Here is an 18,659-nt window from a genome sequence, read left to right as displayed (position 1 = left end):
ACCCGGTGCGCCGGGGGGACCGCGGGGCGTCACGACATGCCCGGTTCACCCATATCTTCGGCACCGTTCCACGCAAGATCAGTTACAGAGTCGTGGCATTGCCTTTACTCTCTCCAGGGTCCTCCCCTGCCGCGCGGGCGGCGGGAGCGGTGGACCGGGGAAACAGCATCGGCAACCCATTCCGTCCTCGGCGTGAATTGATGAAGTAGCGGAGGCCAAGTCTTGGGCGACAACGAGATGTCCGTCTTCGGCGTCTCTCCGACCGAGGAAGAGATCTACCGGCACTTTCTCCGTAATCCGGATACGTCCGCGGACGACATCCATCTGCTGGTCCACACTCCGCCGGACGAGGCCAGGCGCAGTCTCGACCGGCTGCGGGAGCTGGGGCTGCTCCATCCCGACAGTACGCACAGTCAGGTCTCCCCCGCCGACCCCGGGGTGGCGCTGGCGCGGCTGACCGACGCGCGGCTCAACCAGTTGCACGAGGAGCTGCGCCGGGTCATGCGGGCCCGCGACCTGGTCGAGGGGCTGCGCGCGGAGCAGGGGTCCCGGCTGCCGCCGGTGCAGGGGATCGAGCAGTTGGAGGGCTTGACGGAGATCCGGAACCGGATCGACGACCTGGCGTTCTTCGCGCGCGACGAGATCCTGTCCGTGGAGCCGTACCGGAAGCTCTCGGCGGAGAACATCGCGCGTTCCCGCCCGCTGGATCTGCGCTGTCTGCGGCGCGGGGTGCGTATCCGCAACGTGGTGCTCGCCGCCGCGCTGGACGACGGGCCGACCCACGACTATCTGCGTGAGCTGGTCAAGCGCGGGGCTCAGATCCGGGTCGCGAAGAACATCACGGAACGGATCCTGGTGTACGACGGCCGTACGGCCCTGGTGCCGGTCGACCCGAAGAACACCGCGCGGGGTGCGCTGCTGGCGCACAAGAGCGGGCTCGTCTCCAACATCATCGCCCTGTTCGAGAAGATATGGGCGCAGGCGGACGACCTGGTCAGCGTCACCGGGGAGGGTTCCGGCGAGGTGGACGGGCTCGGTGAGATCGAGCGGCGGGTGCTGATCTCGATGTGCACGGTGGGCAAGGACGAGGCGGGCGCGCGCGAGTTGGGCATTTCGGTCCGTACGTACCGAAGACACGTGGCCGACCTCCTTCAGGCGCTGGGGGCCGCGAGCCGCGCGCAGGGCGCGCTGCTGGCCCGTGAACGGGGCTGGATCTGACAGCCCGTTGACACGTGTCGCGCGGGGGCATGCCGATCCGGGCACGGGGGTCAGTCCTGTTCCGTCCAGCCCCACAGTGCCGTGTCCGCCAGCACCGCGCGGACCGCGCCGCGGATGTCGGTGTCGCTCGTCCCGCCGTCCCGCGCGATCCACAGCCGCACCCGGTCCCCCATGACCTCCGGAACACATCTCAGATGACCCGGCAGCAGACCCAGCAGGCGGACGGCGGTCGTCTCGGCGGAGGGAGCCGTGTCGTCCACGCGGACCGTCACCATCTCCAGATACGCGGGGGTCTCCGCGAGGTCCGCGCACCCGTGCCACTGGGCCGTCATCGTCAACGCGTCTCCTTGAACAGCTGCCTGGCGGCCGTCGCCATGGCCGCGACACCCGCCGGCAGGGCGGTGCGTACGTCGGGGGCGAACTCCGCCGAGTGGTTGGGCGGCACCGGCCGCCCCGCCGAGCGCGCGGCGCGCCACTGACGGGGGGACACCGTACCGACCATCCAGTATGCCGTCCGTACACCTTCGACGGCGAAACGCGGGAAGTCCTCGGTGGCCATGGAACCCGGCCAGTCGGTGACCCGCTGCGGGCCGAATTCCCGCTCGTGGGCGGCCCGGACGGCCGCCGTCACCGCCGGGTCGGGCCGCAGGGCCGGGGAGCGGGAGACCACGGTGAGGTCGGGGTCCCTGGGGCAGCCGGAGGCGGCGCACTCGGCCCGTACGATCCGCGTCGCCGCCGCCACGGCCCGTTCCAGGGCCTGGTCGGTGGCGGCGCGGACGGTGATGCTCAGTTCGGCGTCGTCGGGGACGACGTTGCCCCGGCTGCCCGCGTGCAGGGAGCCGACGGTGAGGACGACCTGGTCGGAGGGGGCCGTCTCGCGGGAGACGACCGTCTGGAGGCGCATGACGGTCGCGGCGGCGGTCACGACGGGGTCGACGGTGAGCTGGGGGGTGCCGGCGTGGCCGCCGTACCCGTGGATGACGACGTCCAGCGCGGCGCTCGCCGCCATGATCGGGCCCCGGCCGTGGGCGAGGGTGCCGGCCGGCAGGGGCGCGGTGTGCTGGGCGAGAACGGTGTCGGGGGTGCCGAACCGCTCGTACAGGCCGTCGGCGAGCATCGCCTCCGCGCCCTCCAGGGTCTCCTCGGCGGGCTGGCCGACGACCAGCAGCGTGCCGCTCCAGCTCGCGGCCGACCGTGCGAGCAGGGTGAACGCGCCCGCGGCGGAAGCGAGATGGAGGTCGTGGCCGCAGGCGTGCATGGTGCCGGGGACGGTGCTCTCGTACGCGAGGCCGGTGCGTTCGGTGAGGGGCAGGGCGTCGAGTTCGGCGCGCAGCATGAGGGTGGGGCCGGGGCCGTTGCGCAGGACGCCGACGACGCCGTGGCCGCCGACCCCGTGGGTCACGGTGGCGCCGTCGCCCCGGAGGTGGGCGCCGAAGGCTTCTGCGGTACGGGCCTCGGCGCCGGACAGTTCGGGGTGGGCGTGCAGGTCGAGGTAGAGCGTGAGGGCGGCCCGCAGGGTGTCGCGGGGGACGGCGGCGGGGCCGGAGGCCGGTGCCTCGTGCGCGGGCGGCGCGGGCACGGCCTCGGCCACGGGCGGCGCGGGCACGGCCGGGCCCTCGTGCGCGGGCGCGGGCGGAAGGCCCGGCGCCTGCGCCGATGCGCGGGCGCGTCCGGGCGCTCGGGGCGCGTCCTCGTTCAGCGCGTCGATCATGCGCCGTCCACCTCCCTGGCTGGAGTCCTGCTGAGTTCCGTTTCGAGCCGACGTCCGGTTCGAGCCCCGCCGGAGCCCTCGCCGAAGCATTCCATGCTTGAGCATTTCTTGAGGTTCGAGCGTGCGACAGGGCACGCGCATCTGGCACGCGCTCCGCTGACACGGGGTGTCAGCGGAGTGACAGCGAAAGCCGGGCCCAACTGACAGCGGCCACCGGTGCAATGGGTCCATCGCAACGGGGCGCTGCCGGACAGGCCGGTGAAGCCCCGCTGACACAAGGAGAACCCCATGGCCCCGAAGACCGGTCTCGCCACCCTCGCCGACGAGATCCTGGAGCTCGAGTCGGAGACCTTCGAGATCTCGGACTACTCGGACGCGGTCGAGGTCGTCCTCGCCGGTTCCACGTCGTCCTCCTCGACGTCGACCTGCTCCAGCACCACCAGCACCACCTCCTGCTCCGCCTGATCCGGCTTCGCAGCGAGCCGCCGGCCCCTTCCTCCGTGGGAATCACCCACCAGGGGAGGGGCCGGCTGCCGTGCTGCCCGGAACCGCCGAGTGCCGGGTGCCCGGGAACCTCCCCGGGCACACCGCTCAGGGCCACGCGGTGCCTAGGGAAACGGATGCGGGACCGCCTTGACGTCCGGCTCCGGGAGGTCGTCCGGGCGCCGCCCGGCCGCCCGCAGCGCCGTCCGCAGCCGGGGCATCAGCAGGGCCCGCTGCCGGGTCCACCCGAAGTCCAGCGGCAGCAGACCGGGCACGGTGGTGCTCACCGTGTGCAGTCCCATCCGGCGCTGTTCCGGCGTCGTCTGGTCCACGGCGATCACGTCGTATCCCGCGCCCGCCAACTCGTCGCGCAGCAGCCGCAGATCGTCCAGCAGGTCCCCGGTGCGCGGGCGCAGCGGCGCCCAGTCGGCGTACGTCTCGTCCAGCGACCGTACGGCGGTGGGCTCCAGGTACTCCCGGGCGTGGTGCGTCATCTCCGGCAGGCCGTACAGCTGCGCGTGGTCCTTCAGGTGCAGGACCTTGCGGTAGTCGGCCGCCATCTCCCGCAGCTCGCCCTCGCGTTCGGCGACCTGGTAGGGCAGGTGGGGGATGTAGGTGAGGACTTCGGAGAGCGCCGCGTCGACGGTGCCCTCCGGGTCGAACCCGGCGGCGGCGCTGAAGGAGAGCGTGCCGAGTCCGCCGTCGCGGCGCACCGCGAGGGCCGTGACGACGGGGACGGCGAGGTCCATCCGGGTGTCGAAGGCGTGCACGTCGTAGCCGTGCAGGGCGGCCCGGTCGAGCATGGTGCGGATGGTGCCGCCCCGGCAGGAGCCGAGGTCGATCTCGGTGAGGCGGGCGCGGCCGTACCAGGCGAGGAGGAACGCGTCGCGTTCGATCAGCTCCAGCAGGCCGAAGAGGATGGCCTCCTCCAGACTCCCGCCGGTGGCGCAGCCGTTGGAGCATTCGAAGACGAAGTTGTCGGCGTCGACGCCCGCGCTGTAGTGGGCGAGGCGGGCGGGTACGAGGATCGGGCGGTCGTCGCGCAGCGAGTGGCCCCAGACCCAGGGGATCGGCCGGTCCGGGTCGAACGGGCTGACCAGGTGGTCCTTCTCGTACGTCGCGTCCGCGTAGAAGCCGCAGTCGGCCGGGTTGAGGGCGTCGGCGGCGAGGTTGGTGTACGAGTCGAGGACCGGGCTGGTGCCCCGGCGGCGGTGGGTGCCCGCGTACCGTTCGAGCCCTTCCAGGAACGCGAGTCGGCGGCTGGTGGAGTAGCTGTTGGCCTGGCCGCTCCAGGTGACGTCGTTGAGCCCGGCGTACCCGCGTACGAAGTGGGTGCCGGCGACGGGCGCCGTGGTCGTGGAGGCCGGGTTGATCCAGGTGTCCGAACCGAGCGCGCCGCAGACGGGGTTGGCGAGCGCGGCGGTCGGCAGCGGGTACGCGCCGAGCGGGCGCAGCCGGTAGCCGTCCGGGTCGGGCTTGGGGCGGGCGACGAGATCCATGCGCGCGTCGTCGGCGGTGTCGGGGCGCTCGGGGACGCAGGAGGGGCAGAGCGGTTCCGGCAGCAGCGGGAAGGTCGCGGTGGCGAGGGTGCCGAGGTCGACGCGGGTGACCTGCGGCAGCGCGCGGTCGGCGGCGGTGTCGGCGGGCGGGGTGAACCCGCCGGTGCGGACGGCGAGATACGCCGCCCAGATCGCGTCCACCGCGTAGTCGGTGAGCAGCGGCCAGTCCTCGGCGCCGTGCGGTTCGTGGCCCAGTTCCAGCGCCTCGCGCTCGGAGCGGCTGCGCAGCCGCTGCCAGCGCATGGCGAGGCACTGGCCGCAGGCGCGCTGGTCCGTGCCGCCCCAGGGGCCGATCAGCGCGGCCCGCGCGGTGAGCTGGACGTTTGCCTCCGGGCGCAGGACGGCGTACGGGTCGGGGTGTCCGAAGCCGAGGACGTCGGCGCCGCCGAGCGGCACGACGAGCGGCGCGGGCAGCTCCCCCGGGCGGGCGGTGGCGGCGTCGTACCGTACGGTCAGCGCCTCCTGGAGGCGCGCGCGGCCCCGCTCCAGGGGGGCGCCGTCGGCGACGGCGACGCTCTCCCCTTCGGGCGTCCGTGTCGTCATGACTGGTCGCTCCAGCGGAAGGTCTTCAGCGCGATCGCGCAGAAGACGACGGCGAAGGCCGCGATGCCGCCGCAGGCCACCAGGATCTCGCCGCTGCCGCCGTCGCCGGTGATCGCGGCGGAGACACCGTCGTTGAAGTAGCGCAGCGGCAGTACCAGCGACACGTTCTGCATCCAGCCCGGCATGGCGTCGAGCGGGAAGAACGAGCCGGACAGGAACGCCATCGGCACCATCAGGCAGTTGGCGACGGCGGCGACGGCCTCGGGCGTCCTCGCGAACGAGCCGACGATGACCCCGACCGCGAGGAACGCGGTGATGCCGAGCACCAGGACCGGTATCACCAGCGGCCAGCTGCCCGCCGGTTCGAGGCCGAAGAACGGCAGCATCGCGACGAGCACGAACATCGCGGCCTGCACCGCGCCGACGGCGAGCGCCAGCACGTAACGCGAGCCGAGGACGGCGGGCAGCGGGGTCGGTGTCATCCGGATCAGCCGCAGGATGTCGTCGCGGCGCCACTGCATGATGACGAACCCGACGCCGAACACGGCGGCGTTGGCGACGCCCCACGACAGCACACCGGGCGCGATGTAGTTGATGTACGGGCGTCCGCTCTCCTCGACGGTCATGCCGTGGAAGATCAGTCCGAAGACGATCAGGAAGAGGAGGGGGAAGGCGAACGTGAAGAAGAGCGTCGTCCTGTCCCGGGTGTACGCCTGATAACCGGCCCGGGTCAGCGCGGAGTACGCGCTGGTGGCGCGCGGGCGGGTGCCTGTCGCCGTGGGCGTCGTGGGGGGTGTGGCGGGCGGGGGGCTCGCGGCGCTGGTGCTGCTCATGGTCGTTGCTCCGTCTCTGGGGTCTCGGTCGCGCGTCGGCGCCGGGTGTCGGGCGTGGCCTCGGTCACGGCTGCGCCTGGGGCTGCGGCTCCGGCTCCGGCCGGGACTCCGACTCCTGCTGCTCCTGCTGCTCCTGCTGCTCCTGCTCCGACAGCTGCGCGCCGCCGGTCAGTTCGAGGTACACGTCCTCCAGGCTGGCCGTGCGGGTCTGTACGCCCCGCAGCCCGGCGAGCGCGTCGACCGCCGCCAGGACCGGGCCCGTGTCCTCGGTCTCCAGCACCACCGAGTCGCCGTCCACGGTGGCCCGCAGCACCCCGGCGATGGCCTGTGCGTCGGCGAGCGACAGCCGGTCGGCGGGGACCAGCAGCCGGGTGACGGGGCTGCCGGCGGCGACGAGCCTGGCCGGGGTGTCCAGCGCGACGATCCGGCCGTCCACGACGATCCCGACCCGGTCGCAGAGCGCCTCGGCCTCGTCCAGGTGGTGCGTGGTGTAGACGATGGTCCGCCCGGCGCCCTTGAGCGCGCGCAGCACCTGCCACAGGGCGCGGCGGGCCTGCGGGTCGAGCGCGGCCGTCGGCTCGTCCAGGAAGATCAGCTCCGGGTCGTGGACCAGGGCGGAGGCGATGGCGAGGCGCTGGCGCTGGCCGCCGGAGAGGTCGTCCACCCGGACGTCGCCCTGTTCGGTGAGGCCGACGGCGGCGAGCCCGCGCGCGGCGGCCTCCCGGTCGCACCGGTAGAGCGCGGCGACCGTCTCCAGGTGCTCACGGGCCGTGAGCCGTACGAAGAAGGCGGACGCCTGGGTCTGGACGCCGAGCCGGGGCAGCAGTTCGGGGTCGCGGGGCCAGGGGTGCCGGCCGAGGACGGTGACGGTGCCCGAGTCGGGGCGGCGCAGCCCTTCCATGATCTCGACCAGCGTCGTCTTGCCCGCGCCGTTGGGACCGAGCAGCCCGAAGAACTCGCCGCGCGGGACGGTCAGCGAGATCCCGTCGACCGCGCGCTTCTCCCCGTACCGCTTGTGGATCGAGTCGAGGACGACGGCGGCGGCGTCGTCGGTGGGTGTGGGGGTCATGCGGGTCTCCTTGACAGCGGGGCGTGGTGTGCGGGGCGTACGGGCTCAGGTGGTGAGGAAGTGGAGGAGCAGGGCGACGACGGCCGCGACGAGCCCGGCGAGGACGAGCAGCGAGCCGGCCGTGTAGCCGAGGAAGGCGGTACGGGCGCGGCGCGGGTACGTCTTCGCGGCCGGGTCGCGCCGTACGGCGAGCCGTACGTACTCCCGGCTGGAGGCGGCGAGTCCGGTCGCGCCGCACAGCTGCGAGGCGATCTTGTACCCGTCGAGCGGCGGGAACGGGACGAGCATGGCCAGTGCCTGCACGCTGCCGAGGAGCAGCAGTCCGGCCAGCGCCTCGCCGGTGGCGTCGTCCACCGGGACGAACAGCCACACCGCGCAGAACGGCAGCAGCACCGCCAGGTTCATCACCGCGCCCGCGGCGGCGGTCGCGATCCGGTGCCAGCGGGTGCGCAGATAAAGGTAGTTGTCGACCGTGCAGTACATGATCACGACGGGCAGGCGCCAGCGCAGTCCGATCTCCGCGACCTGTCCGCCGTACCGTCTCGCCACCACTCCGTGGGCCAGTTCGTGCAGCGCGGTGCTGAACCAGAGCAGGACGGCGGAACCGGCGAGCAGGACCGGGTTGGTGAAGAGGGCGACCGCCCCGTCGAGGAGTTCGCCGAGGCGCGCGACGGCGACCGTCTCCATGGCGGCGATCAGCAGGAGCAGCGGGACGACGACGGGCGCGGCGAGCAGGAAGCCGACGGTGCGGTGGAGGCGTTCGGCGGTGGCGTTCGCGTCGGCGACCAGGGGGAGCGTGCCGCGCAGCAGGGTGCGCTTCGGCGGGTCGGCGGGGATGGCGGCCGGTTCGGCCGGGGCGGCCGGGGGGCCGCCCGCGAGCAGTCCGCGGGCGCCGAGCATGCCGAGCAGTTGCTGCCAGTTGGCGTCGCCCAGGCGTTTGCCGTACTCCGCCGCGTAGGCCGCGCCCAGGTCGTCCAGGCCGCGGGTGCCGTCCATGCGGGCGATCAGGAAGTGCTCCTTGGCCCCGACCTCGTAGGACTTGCCGCTCTCCGGCTCCTTGACGAGGTGCACGGTGCGGGGGCCGAGCAGGAACGCGTCGCTGACCAGCACGCCGGGGCGCAGCTCCGGCCGGTACCGGTCGGCCGGGGCGCCCCCGGCGGGGGCGCGGCCCGTGGGGGCGGTCATGGCGCGGCCACCGCCTCCGCCTCCGTCTCGCTGTCGGTCCTGGTTCCGGTCGCGGCCCCGGTCCGGGTCGCCGCGCCGGTCTCCGTGCCGGTCGCCGCGTCCGTCGTCGTCTCCGTGTTCGCGCCGGTCTTCACGTCCGGCTCCGCGTCCGTCTCCGGGGGCGCGACGGACTCCCGCAGCGTCCGGGCCAGGACGTGCGAGAGATACGCCTCGTCGCGGATTGTCACATGAAGCCGGTTGTTGGTCATGTGCATGTACGGGGACAGGAGCAGCGGCAGCGCGACCGCCGGGTCCGTCACCCGCTCGTCCCGCTCGCCGTCCCAGGACCGGAACACCAGGTCCCCGTTGGCGGCCGACTCACGTGCCCGGGTGTTCAGTTCGGCGCAGTGTTCGGCCCAGCCCGCGAGGAAGGCGGGCAGCCGGCCGGGTTCTCCGGCGCCCACGGCGGCCCGGACGCGGGCGAACCGGTCGGTGAGGCCGGGGGCCATCGCCGCGTAGTTCTTGTCGTACTCGGAGGTGCCGATGAAGCCGGTGCCGGGGAACGCGGTGTGCCAGAACTCGTAGTAGCTCTCCAGATATCCGGCGAGCTCCCGGTCGTCGGGCAGGAAGGTCCCCGACATGACCATCATCAGCTGGGCGGAGGTGCCGAGCAGCACGGTCCGCAGATGCAGGTTCTTGGTGCGCAGGGCCTCGATGACGAGATCGCTGGAGTGCCGGAAGTGCCACTCGGCCAGCTCGATCCCGGCGGGGCCGCCGTACTTGCCGTACTCCGGCTCGTACGGCTCGGCGCTGCGCGAGTTGTTGGGGCGCAGATTCATCCGGCCCTGGTCGTCCATGTAGTGGCCGCGCTCGCTGCCGGGGAACTCGATGTCGAACAGCGTGTTGTAGAAGTCGTTGAGGAAGCCGGAGTCGACCTCGTAGAGCGCGGGGCGCTCGGCGAGGAACGCGTCGATCGCCCGCTCGGTGCGGGCGCGTACGGCGGCGGCCGCCGCCTCGCCGGACGGCTTGAGGCGCAGCCGTACGTGCGGGCCTTCGAGCCAGTAGTTGATGAAGAAGTAGGAGTCGATCAGTCCGTCCGCCTCCAGCTCGGCGACGAGCGGGCGCACGCACTGGAGCAGGAAGGGCCGGGGGTTGGCGGCGTAGAAGACGTGCGTGGCCTGCCAGGCGCCGGGGGCGGACGCGGGTACGGGGGTCACGGGGCCGGTCATGGGGCGTCCCTCCGTGCGGGATCGGCGGACACGGGGTCCGGGGCGGGTGCGGGGGATGCGGGCGGGGCGGCGGTACCGGCCAGGGTCTCGACGGCCAGTTCGGCGACATGGCGGCCCCGTGCGGAGACGGCGTGCAGCCCGTCCTCGTCCGGGAGCGTCTCGCGGAACACCACCCGTGCCTCGTCCGTCTTGAGGAGCGCCTCGAACGCGGAGAGCGAGAGGGCGCTGTCGAAGTCCAGGTACTGCGGCTTGGCGCCCGTCGCGCCGCGCGCCCCGCTGTCCGAGACGGTCACGAAGACCCGGTCGGGCAGCCCGGTCGCGCGCCGGAAGCGGTGCCAGCCGAGGAACCACTCGTCGTCGGAGATCCCCGGTGCCTGGAGCGGGAGCCGGGCGGCGGGCGCGCTCCAGCTGCGCCTGCTCAGGACGACGCTGCCGTGCCGTACGCGCGGCCTGCGGGTGACGCCGCCGGCCGGCTCGCCCTCCGGGACGCCGCCCCACACGTTGAGCGGGGCCATCGAGGTCGGCGACAGGAGCAGCAGGGTGCGGGGCAGTTCGGGCAGGGCGAGCGGCACGAGATAGCCGAGGTAGACGGGGACGACCTCGCGGTCGAGCCGGGCCGAGCGCAGCACCAGCCGGTCGGCGGTCTCGTCGTGGACGAGGAACAGGTCGTCCAGCTGGATGCGGTACTCCTCCGGCAGCGTGCCGCTCTCGCCGGGGCAGACGATCTCGTACTCGGTGAGCCGCCCGTGCAGATTGAGATTGCTGGTCACCGGGCCGCCGGTGACCTCGGCGAACACCGCGCCGGGCGGGCACACCAGGTCCGCGCCGGCCAGCAGGTCGGCGTCGAGCCCGTCGAAGCACGGGGTGAAGCGGCTGAACGGGAAGGACAGGCCGCCGTACGAGCGGTTGAGCACCACCAGCGGGTCGTGCGGGCGGTCGGCGAGCTGGATGTGGTGGCTCATGGGGGCGAACGCCGGTGCGGCCGGGGCCAGTTCGGCGGCGACCTCGGCGAGGAAGTCCGCGTCCAGGTGCACGTCCGCGTCGGCGGCGCTGTCGTCGGCGGTGCTCGCGGCCCAGAGGGCGCGCATCCGTTCCACGAACAACTGCCGTGCCGTGTCGAGGGCCTTGAGCTGCGGCAGCCCGAGCCAGTTGACCTCGGGCACGTACTGCCCGTCCGCGTCGAACGCCGTCCGGCTCGCGGTGAACGTCATGTACTGGTCGAAGAAGTCCTCGTGGAAGTCGTGCACCAGCTTGAGGAGGTCGTCGCAGCGTCCGCCCTGCCCGTACCGGGCCAGGAAGAAGCCCTTGAACGTGACTCGCTGAGGGAGCGTCAGATCGAACGCGGGCAGCACGCTCTCCACCCGGCCGAGCGGCCGCGCCGTCAGCGCGCGCCAGGCCCCGAGGTCCATCACCGTCCCGCGCCCGGCCGCCGCGTCCTCGTACAGCAGGGTCTGCGGTACGCGCGGCTGTTCGGCGCCGAGCGCGGACTGGATGTCCCGCAGCGTGGTGCGCAGGGCGTCGATCACCTCGCGGCGCCCGCCGGGCGCGGACCCGGCGAACCGGTCGGTCAGCGCGACGGCCTCGTCCAGCCGCCCGGCCAGCTCCGCGGCCCACGGCCGGTCCAGCGCGCGCAGCGAGCGCTGGAAGGCGCGCAGCGGGTCGGTGTCGTGAACGGCCGTGCGCAGCGCGGGTACTTGGACCATGCCCAGGTCCAGGAGCGCGGCGAGGTACTGCTCCGCCTCGTCGGCCCCGGCTCCCGCGTCCTTCGCGAGCCAGGCGGCCAGCTCGCCGTAGCGGGGCGCCGGGTGCTCCTCGAAGAAGTCCAGCAGCCGGTCCAGGGTGCCGCTGCGGCGCAGGAAGAACAGCCGGTCCTTGACGGCGTCGAAGGTGACGGCCGTGTCGTCGTCGCCGGTGGTGACCCAGCGGCGTACGTACCGCACCCGGTCGTCGTCCTTGCCCCACCCGGAGGCGGGGGCGACGGGCAGGTCCGCGCGGCGTACCGGATCGGCGACGACGCACTCGGCGAGCCGGCCGAGCGCGACGACGTTGAGCCGCGCGTGGCCGGTCCACTCCTCGGCGACCCGCACCTCGAATCCGCCGGGCCGGTCCGCCCCCTCGTCGAACTCGCCCAGCGCGACCCCGGTGAAGGTGGAGAACGGGCTGGTCTTGCAGACGGTGCGGTAGAGGTACGAGAGCAGGGAGCGCTCGATCTTCCGGCGGCGCTTGTCGGGCCTGCCGTCGCCGCCCTGCGCGACGAAGGCGTCCAGCTGCGATTCGAGCGTCGGCGAGGCCAGCAGCAGCCCCTTGCGCAGCCGCTCCTCCCCCGCGATCCCGCGCAGCGCGGCGCGCGCCCCGGCGCTCTCGCCCGCGAACAACCCGGCTCCGGCGGCGCGCAGTCCGGCCAGTTCGCGCCGGTCGCGCAGCCAGTGCGCGAAGGTCTCGCCGGTGGCCGCGTCCCGCCCGGCGACCAGCGCCAGCGCGGCGTCCGGCCGTCCGGGCAGCCGGTTGTTGAAGACCTCGCGGCGCAGCTTCAGCAGGGCGCGCCGGTCGGCGGCCTCGCCGGGCGCGGCGTCCGCGCCGTCGCCGGTCCGCCCGACGAGGTCGTGCAGCAGGTCGCCGACGTGTTCCCCCGCCGCCCTCAGCCGCTCCTCCTCGGCGAGCACGGTGTCCGCCCAGCGGCGGCTCTCCGGGCAGCGCAGGGCGCGGACGGTGTCGATCGGCAGCCCCGCGACGCGCAGCATGAACGCGCGTCTCGGGTCCTGCCCGTGTGCGTGGTGCGCCTGGTCAGGCATCGTGCTTCCCCATCCGGTTGGTCATCGGCTCAGGCGATCTCGTACCGGAAGTCGGCGGGGGCGGGGCGCTCGTTGCCGACCATCATGATCAGGAGCGGGGCCTCGCCGGTGGCGTCGAGCCCCAGCTCCTCGATGTACGAGACGTTGTCGAAGCCGAGCGCGACGCCGCAGCCCAGGTCGAGCCCGGAGCACGCGGTGTAGAGGGACTGCGCGACGGCGCCGATGGTCGCGTTGACGAGGCGGTAGCCCCGGTCGCCGACGGCGTCGAGGACGGCGGAGGTGCGGATCGTGGGCACCAGGACGGCGCCGGCCTGCTCCAGGTTGTAGTTGGAGAGGAAGTAGTTGCGCTGGAGGAACTCGCCGGGGCGCCCGGCCTTGACCAGCCGCAGGTCACGGGCGTCGGGGTCGTACTCGTAGGCGCCCGGCTCCAGTCCCTCGACGTGGTTGACGAACGCGTACAGCTTCGTGAGCCGGACGCCGTCCGCCGCGCCCGTGCCGGTGTCGCCGCCGAGCCGGGAGCCCGCGTCCGCCGCGCCGAGGCAGGCCGCCAGTTGATCGCCCGTGACGGGGCGGGCGGCGTCGAAGCGGCCGAAGCTGCTGCGGCGGCGGCGCAGCGCGGTCCGCACGTCGACGGGCATGGGCCGCGCGGAAGGCAGCGGCGCCCCCGGCCGCATGGGGTCGGCCGGGGGCGCGGCGGCGGGTGCCAGCGCGCCGGGGGCGGGGCGCTCGGTGGCGTGCTCGGCGGTCGTGGCCTGCATCTTCAGCAGCGCGTCGAAGGTCAGGACCTCGCGGGAGCGCTCGATGTCCCGGTGGCGCACGGAGACGTCGGCGGGGGCGGCCTCGGCGGAGTGTGAACTCGCCTGCTGTCCAGTCCACTTGAGGGGGATGACCGCGAACACCCCTTCTTCCTCGGGCCGTACGCCGAGCAGCTTCTGGAGGCGCGCCTCGTCGAACCACATCACCGGTTCGACGGACAGCCCGCGCGCGCCGGCCCACATGCGCCAGGTACCGACGGCCGCGCCGAGGTCCATGCTCACGGCGTGGAACGAGAAGCTGTTGTACTTGAAGGCGTTCTGCCAGTACTTGATGCCCAGGACCAGGTACTGGTCGGTGTCCGCGCCGGGTCCGCCGAGCGCGGCGCGCACCTCGCCGGAGACGTCTCCGGTGAGCAGCCGCTGCATGGTGTGGTGGCGGGTGGAGTAGTAGTGGACGCCGGGGGTGACGGGGCCGCCCGGTCCGGAGACCCAGTAGACGCTCACGGGGTAGAGGCCGCCGCCGGAGGCGGAGCCGCGCGACCAGTTGGCGAGCGGGTAGAACGGCAGGGCGCTGAGGTCGGTGTTGGCCTGGACACCGAGCCGGCGGCCGGTGAGTCCGTAGGAGTCGAGGAGCATCCCGGACAGCGACGTCAGGTCGAACGCGCCGTCGGCCGGGGGCTGTTGCGTCCCGGCGTCGAACGGGGCGTCGTCTGCGGGCCGTTGGGCCCCGGCGGCGAACGCGTGGTCCAGGCGGGCGTCCGCCGGGTAGCCGGAGTCGGGCAGCGGCAGGCTGTCGACGCCCGGGTAGTACTTCGCCTTGCGCGGCCCGTCGGACCAGTTCGGCACGAAGTCGGCCGGTGCCATCGGGACCCGGCCCCGCTGCATGATCGCGGCGGCGTAGTCATGGGCGTACCCCATGGTGGGACTCCTCTCGGGGATGCGGGTCAGGGTGCGGGTCGGGGGTTCGGGGCCGGCCCTCGGTGCTCAGGGGCTCAGGGGAAGGGGTGCGGCGTCAGGTTCAGTTCGGCGTCGGTCAGGTCGTGGTCGCGAATCCCGGCCTCGCGCAGGGCGGTGCGCAGCCGGGGCATGCCGAGCGCGCGCTGCCGGGTCCAGCCGAAGTCGATGGGCAGCAGCCCGGGGACGAGCACCGAGACCGTCGTCAGACCGAGATCGCGCTGTTCGGGCATGGTCTGGTCGACCACGACCACGTCGAACCCCTTGTCGGTGACCGCCTCCACGCACCGGGCGAGGTCGTCGCGAAGGTCGTCCGAGACGGGCGGCACCGATCCGTCGCCGTACGCCTCCGCGAGGGAGCGGGTGCGGGTGCGGGGCGCGCCGGGCACGCCGATCAGGAAGTGGGCGTTGTTCCCCATCTCCGGGATGCCGTAGGCGAGCGGGTGGTCGTGCAGGGCGGCGACCTTGTCGTAGTCGGTGGCCATGGCGCGCAGCCGGGCCTCGTCGCGCCGGGTGCGGCCCTGGAGGTTGACGGCGTCGGTCGCGATCTCGCAGAGCGCCCCGGCCAGCGCGGACTCGGGGTCGAGTCCGGCGCCCGCGCCGAAGCACATGCGGCCCGGTCCGCCGTCGGGGCGGACGGCGACGCCGGTGACGACGGGGACGGGGAAGGTGATCCGGGTGTCGAAGAAGCGGGCCTCGTAGCCGTACATCTCCAGCCGGTCGACCATCTGCCGGGTGGCGGCGCGGGTGCTGGTGCGCGGGTCGAGTTCGGGCAGGGCGGCGCCGCCGTACCAGGTGAGGAGGAACGCGTCGCGTTCGACGACCTCCATCAGGCCGAAGTAGACGGCCTCCTCCATGCAGCCGCCGGACGCGCAGCCGTTGGAGCTCTCCTGCACGAACCGGTTCTCCAGACCGGGCGCGTGATAGTACGTCAGCACCTCGGGGACGAGGACGGGCCGGTGGTCGCGGAGCGAGTATCCCCAGACCCAGGGCAGTTCCCGGTCCGGGTGGAAGGGCGTGACGCGCGGGTTGGCGCGGTGGAACTCCTCGGAGTACAGGCCCACTTCGCGCGGGTCGACCACCTGCTGCCCGGCGGCGCGCAGCCCGTTGAGCGAACCCCGCGTGCCCGCCGTCTTGGCACGGGAGCGCATCCCGGCGTACCGCTCCAGACCTTCCAGCACCCCGATGCGCACGCTGTGCGCGAAGGTGTCGGCGTGGCCGCCCCAGAACGTCTCGCGCAGATAGTCGCCGCTGCGCATCGAGAAGCAGCCGATGGTCGCGGAGGTGGAGGGGGACGAGATGTCGTGCACGACGGAGGGGCCGAGGGAGCCGCAGACCGGGTTGGCGTACGGCTCCACGGACAGGTCGTACGCGCCGATGTCCCGGACCCGGAAGCTGCCCGGCCGGTGCTTGGGCGCGGAGTCCAGGGTGAGGACGGCCGCCTCGGCGGTGTCGTCCTCACCGCGCCCGCAGTGCGGGCACTCCGGGTCCGGCACCAGGGGGTAGTGCCGGACCTGGAGGGTCTCCAGGTCCACGAGGTGGACCGCCGGGAAGGGGCCGGCCGACGGCGCCTCCCCGGCGAGTCGGGCCGCCACGAGCCCGGCGAGGGCGTCGGCGGAGAACGGGGTGATGTACGGCGACTCGCCCGCCGCGCTGGTGCCGGAGCCCAGCTCCAGGGCCTCGCGCAGGGCGACGGAGCGCACGCCCTGCCAGCGGCGGGCGAGACAGCGGGCGCAGGGACGGTCGTCCGCGCCGGGGGCGGTGAAGGGGCCGACGACGGCGTGGCGGCCGTAGAACCGTACGGGCACCCCGCCGTCCCGCCGGGCCGGGCGCTCGTCGGTGAAGGCGTCGCGGACGCCGAGCGGCGCGACGTCGAGCACGGGGGCGGGCCCGCCGGGCGCGTCGAGACTGCGGCGCATCAGTGTGGCGAGGTCGCGGGCGGACCGCTCCCAGGGTGCGTCAGCCGGCATCGGGTGCGCCCTCCGCGTCGGCGCCGCCGGTGGAGGCGGTGGTGAGCAGGACGCGTGCGGTGCTGATGCCGCCGGAGGGCAGGTCGGCGGGGGTGGTGTCGATGTACAGCACGTCGCGCCCGGCGGCCCGCAGCCGGTCGAGGACCGCGTCGAACGTGGTGGCGGTGGCGTCGGCGGCGACCGGTCCGGCGGTCACCGGGACGGTCGCGGCGGCGAGGTCGCGCATCAGCGGGTCGCCGAGGTCGACGGCCGACTCCGGCTCCTCGGCGGCGAGTTGCACCTGGCCGAGGAGGTCGCGCAGCGCGGCGCACGCGGCGCCGGTACGGGACAGCCCGGCGGCCACGGCCCAGCGGCCCCGTCCTCCGGTGCCGTCGGCGCCGTCCGTCTCGCGGGCGAGGACGACATGGGCGCCGGAGTGCTCCCGCTCGCCGAGGTCGACGAGTTCGGCCCCGATGCCCACGTTCGGCACGGACTTGAGCAGGAACACCAGCTCCGGGTCGGCGTCCGGCTCACCGGCCGCCGGGGAGGTGACGAGCGCGCCGGGCGCCTCGCCGCGTACCGCCCGCAGCAGCGCGCCGTGGGCGAGCGCGGAGAGCAGCCCGCGGCCCGCCGCCTCCTGGGGGCCGGGGCCCGCGCCCGCGCCGGCGGTGGTCGGCTGGTGCAGGCGGTCGGCGTTGTACGGGCCGAACGGCCGTACGGCGGCGGCCGGTACGCGTACCGGCTCCTTGGTGAGCAGCGACGTCGCGGTGACCCAGGCGCGGACCGCTTCGGTGCCGGTCGTGGTGCCGCTGCCCGTGGTCAGCCGGTCGGGGCCGAGCGCGGGGATGCCGTCGGCGGGGTCACCGGCCCCGGGGACGACCGGGACGACGTGCTCGACGTACGTCTCGGCCGCCGCGTACAGGGCGCGCAGCCGGGCGCCGGCGAGGTGGTGCACGTCGAAGGCGGCGACGGCGCGGCGCGGGCCGTGGCCGACGGCGAGTTCGACGCGGCTGATCTTGAGGGGGGTCTGGGTGAGGCTCTCGTCGTCGTACCGGGCGAAGATGCCGGTGAAGGGGCGCACCAGGACCGAGCTGATCCGGTTGAGCCCTTCGACCAGGGCCTCCGCCTCGCCCGCGCTCTCCACGGTCGGGGTGACGGGGAGGGTCAGCCCGCCGGGGAGGGCGGGGCGCGGGGTACGGGCGGCGGGGGCGCACAGCGCGCAGCGGGGGTGCGGCTGGACGGGCTCGGCCATCACGTCGAGGGATTCGAGGTCCTGGACGAGGACCTGGCCGTCGGTCTCGGCGGGCAGGACGCCGGTGGTGAGGCGGAAGACCTCGTAGCCGAGGAGGTTGCCGGACATGGCGGCGACGGGGCCGGTCGGGGCGGACCGTCCGGAGGCGCCGGCGACGGCGCCTCCGGCGACCTCGCTCCAGATGTCGGCGGCCGTTCCGGCGTCGGTGTTGCCGCCGAGGCGCAGCACCGCGCAGGACCAGCAGCCGGCCGAACCTGCCCTGCTGAGCGGCCCGGTGACCGAGCGGCGGCCGAACGTCCAGGCGGGGATGAGGGTCGTGCCCTCGGGCACGCCCGCCGACAGCAGGGCGTGGGTGCGCGGGGAGGCGTCGGCGCCGGTGACGACGACGATGTCGTAGCCGTCGAGCGCGGGCCAGCCGGGGTGCGCGGGGAGGGTGTCGAGGGTCACCGGGCAGTCCTGCGCGGCCAGTTCGGCGATCTCGGCGGTCAGGACCGGGTCGCCGGCCGTCTCCGCGCCCTCGACGGCGAGGTGGGAGCCGCCGTTGCGGACGAGGCTGAGGGCGCACCAGCGGGCGACGGGGCCGGTGCCGAGGATCGCGACGCGGGTGGTGCGGTAGCGGAGGAAGCGGGCGGGGGCGCCGTCGGCGTAGTGGTCGGCGTACGCGATCTGGGCGGCGAAGCGGGTGCCGACCGCGTCGGTGAGGGTGTGGGCCCCGGCGGGAGTGCCGGGGGCCGCCTCGGGGGCGGCGGTCTCGTCCTCGGGGATGTCACGGGCGAAGCCGCGCTCGTACAGCGTCTTGACCAGTTCGGCGGCCATGGCGCGCTGCGCCGGTCCGAAGCCCTGGCAGATGTCGCCGAGCCGGTGGTGGCCCGCCAGGTGCGGCACCATCAGCGAGGCGAAGCGGTAGGCGCTGCGGCCGGTGAGGTGGAAGCCGCCGTCGGCGTTGTGGAAGAGGACGCCGCCGGGGGTCTCGGTGAAGAGGACGTCGCGGCGGACCCGGGGCCGGGTGCCGGCCAGGGCGTCGAAGGCGGACGCGGCGGCGGGCGCGGGGGTGGACGCGGCGGGCGCGGGCACGGCGGTGGGCTCCGCCGGTGCCTCCTCAGGCGCGACGGCCGTCGGAGTCGCGGTCGCTTCTTCAGCCATGGGAT

The 18,659-nt window shown here is 74.0% G+C and carries 13 protein-coding genes; 2 read left to right on the top strand and 11 right to left on the bottom strand.

What is annotated here, in order from left to right; genetic code table 11:
- The first annotated feature begins 222 nt into the window (after positions 1 to 222).
- Positions 223 to 1,218, top strand: a complete 996-nt coding sequence (locus tag OG875_RS18990; RefSeq protein WP_330175418.1) for a helix-turn-helix transcriptional regulator — start codon at positions 223 to 225, stop codon at positions 1,216 to 1,218.
- A gap of 50 nt (positions 1,219 to 1,268) precedes the next feature.
- On the opposite strand, the gene OG875_RS18985 is transcribed toward OG875_RS18990, so the two are convergent.
- Positions 1,269 to 1,550 carry a hypothetical protein gene (locus OG875_RS18985; protein WP_330175417.1) on the bottom strand — a complete coding sequence of 94 codons (282 nt, stop codon included), beginning with the start codon at positions 1,548 to 1,550 and terminating at the stop codon, positions 1,269 to 1,271.
- Between the two features lie 2 nt (positions 1,551 to 1,552).
- Entirely contained in the window at positions 1,553 to 2,929 is a 1,377-nt protein-coding gene (locus OG875_RS18980; protein ID WP_330175416.1) for an amidohydrolase, read from the bottom strand.
- Between the two features lie 288 nt (positions 2,930 to 3,217).
- On the opposite strand from OG875_RS18980, the gene OG875_RS18975 reads away from it, so the two are divergent.
- Positions 3,218 to 3,394, top strand: a complete 177-nt coding sequence (locus OG875_RS18975) for a thiazolylpeptide-type bacteriocin (protein ID WP_189109547.1) — start codon at positions 3,218 to 3,220, stop codon at positions 3,392 to 3,394.
- A 143-nt stretch (positions 3,395 to 3,537) separates the two neighbouring features.
- On the opposite strand, the gene OG875_RS18970 is transcribed toward OG875_RS18975, so the two are convergent.
- From OG875_RS18970 to OG875_RS18930, 9 genes are all read right to left on the bottom strand, one after another.
- Positions 3,538 to 5,514, bottom strand: a complete 1,977-nt coding sequence (locus OG875_RS18970) for a TOMM precursor leader peptide-binding protein (RefSeq protein WP_330175415.1) — start codon at positions 5,512 to 5,514, stop codon at positions 3,538 to 3,540.
- Positions 5,511 to 6,347 (bottom strand): ABC transporter permease, encoded by an 837-nt coding sequence (locus OG875_RS18965; protein WP_330175414.1) that lies wholly within the window; start codon positions 6,345 to 6,347, stop codon positions 5,511 to 5,513. Before OG875_RS18965 ends, OG875_RS18970 begins: the two co-directional genes overlap by 4 nt.
- A 64-nt stretch (positions 6,348 to 6,411) precedes the next feature.
- The gene (locus OG875_RS18960; RefSeq protein ID WP_330175413.1) at positions 6,412 to 7,416 is read right to left on the bottom strand and encodes an ABC transporter ATP-binding protein; all 1,005 of its coding nucleotides are present in this window, start codon (positions 7,414 to 7,416) and stop codon (positions 6,412 to 6,414) included.
- 45 nt (positions 7,417 to 7,461) lie between these two features.
- Positions 7,462 to 8,601, bottom strand: a complete 1,140-nt coding sequence (locus tag OG875_RS18955) for a metalloprotease (protein ID WP_330175412.1) — start codon at positions 8,599 to 8,601, stop codon at positions 7,462 to 7,464.
- Positions 8,598 to 9,809 carry a lantibiotic dehydratase C-terminal domain-containing protein gene (locus OG875_RS18950; protein ID WP_330175411.1) on the bottom strand — a complete coding sequence of 404 codons (1,212 nt, stop codon included), beginning with the start codon at positions 9,807 to 9,809 and terminating at the stop codon, positions 8,598 to 8,600. The genes OG875_RS18955 and OG875_RS18950 overlap by 4 nt, the downstream gene beginning before the upstream one ends.
- Positions 9,806 to 12,601 (bottom strand): lantibiotic dehydratase, encoded by a 2,796-nt coding sequence (locus OG875_RS18945; protein WP_330175410.1) that lies wholly within the window; start codon positions 12,599 to 12,601, stop codon positions 9,806 to 9,808. The genes OG875_RS18950 and OG875_RS18945 overlap by 4 nt, the downstream gene beginning before the upstream one ends.
- Before the next feature lie 29 nt (positions 12,602 to 12,630).
- Entirely contained in the window at positions 12,631 to 14,274 is a 1,644-nt protein-coding gene (locus tag OG875_RS18940) for a nitroreductase family protein (RefSeq protein ID WP_330175409.1), read from the bottom strand.
- A 74-nt stretch (positions 14,275 to 14,348) separates the two neighbouring features.
- Positions 14,349 to 16,280: a TOMM precursor leader peptide-binding protein gene (locus OG875_RS18935; RefSeq protein WP_443079140.1), complete on the bottom strand. Its 1,932-nt coding sequence runs from the start codon at positions 16,278 to 16,280 to the stop codon at positions 14,349 to 14,351.
- Positions 16,270 to 18,654, bottom strand: a complete 2,385-nt coding sequence (locus OG875_RS18930) for a TOMM precursor leader peptide-binding protein (protein ID WP_330175408.1) — start codon at positions 18,652 to 18,654, stop codon at positions 16,270 to 16,272. Before OG875_RS18930 ends, OG875_RS18935 begins: the two co-directional genes overlap by 11 nt.
- Between the last annotated feature and the right edge of the window lie 5 nt (positions 18,655 to 18,659).

Source organism: Streptomyces sp. NBC_01498, from assembly GCF_036327775.1.
Classification (GTDB): Bacteria; Actinomycetota; Actinomycetes; order Streptomycetales; family Streptomycetaceae; genus Streptomyces.
Note: the sequence above shows the minus strand (reverse complement) of the source record. Positions and strands in the feature narration are given on the sequence as shown.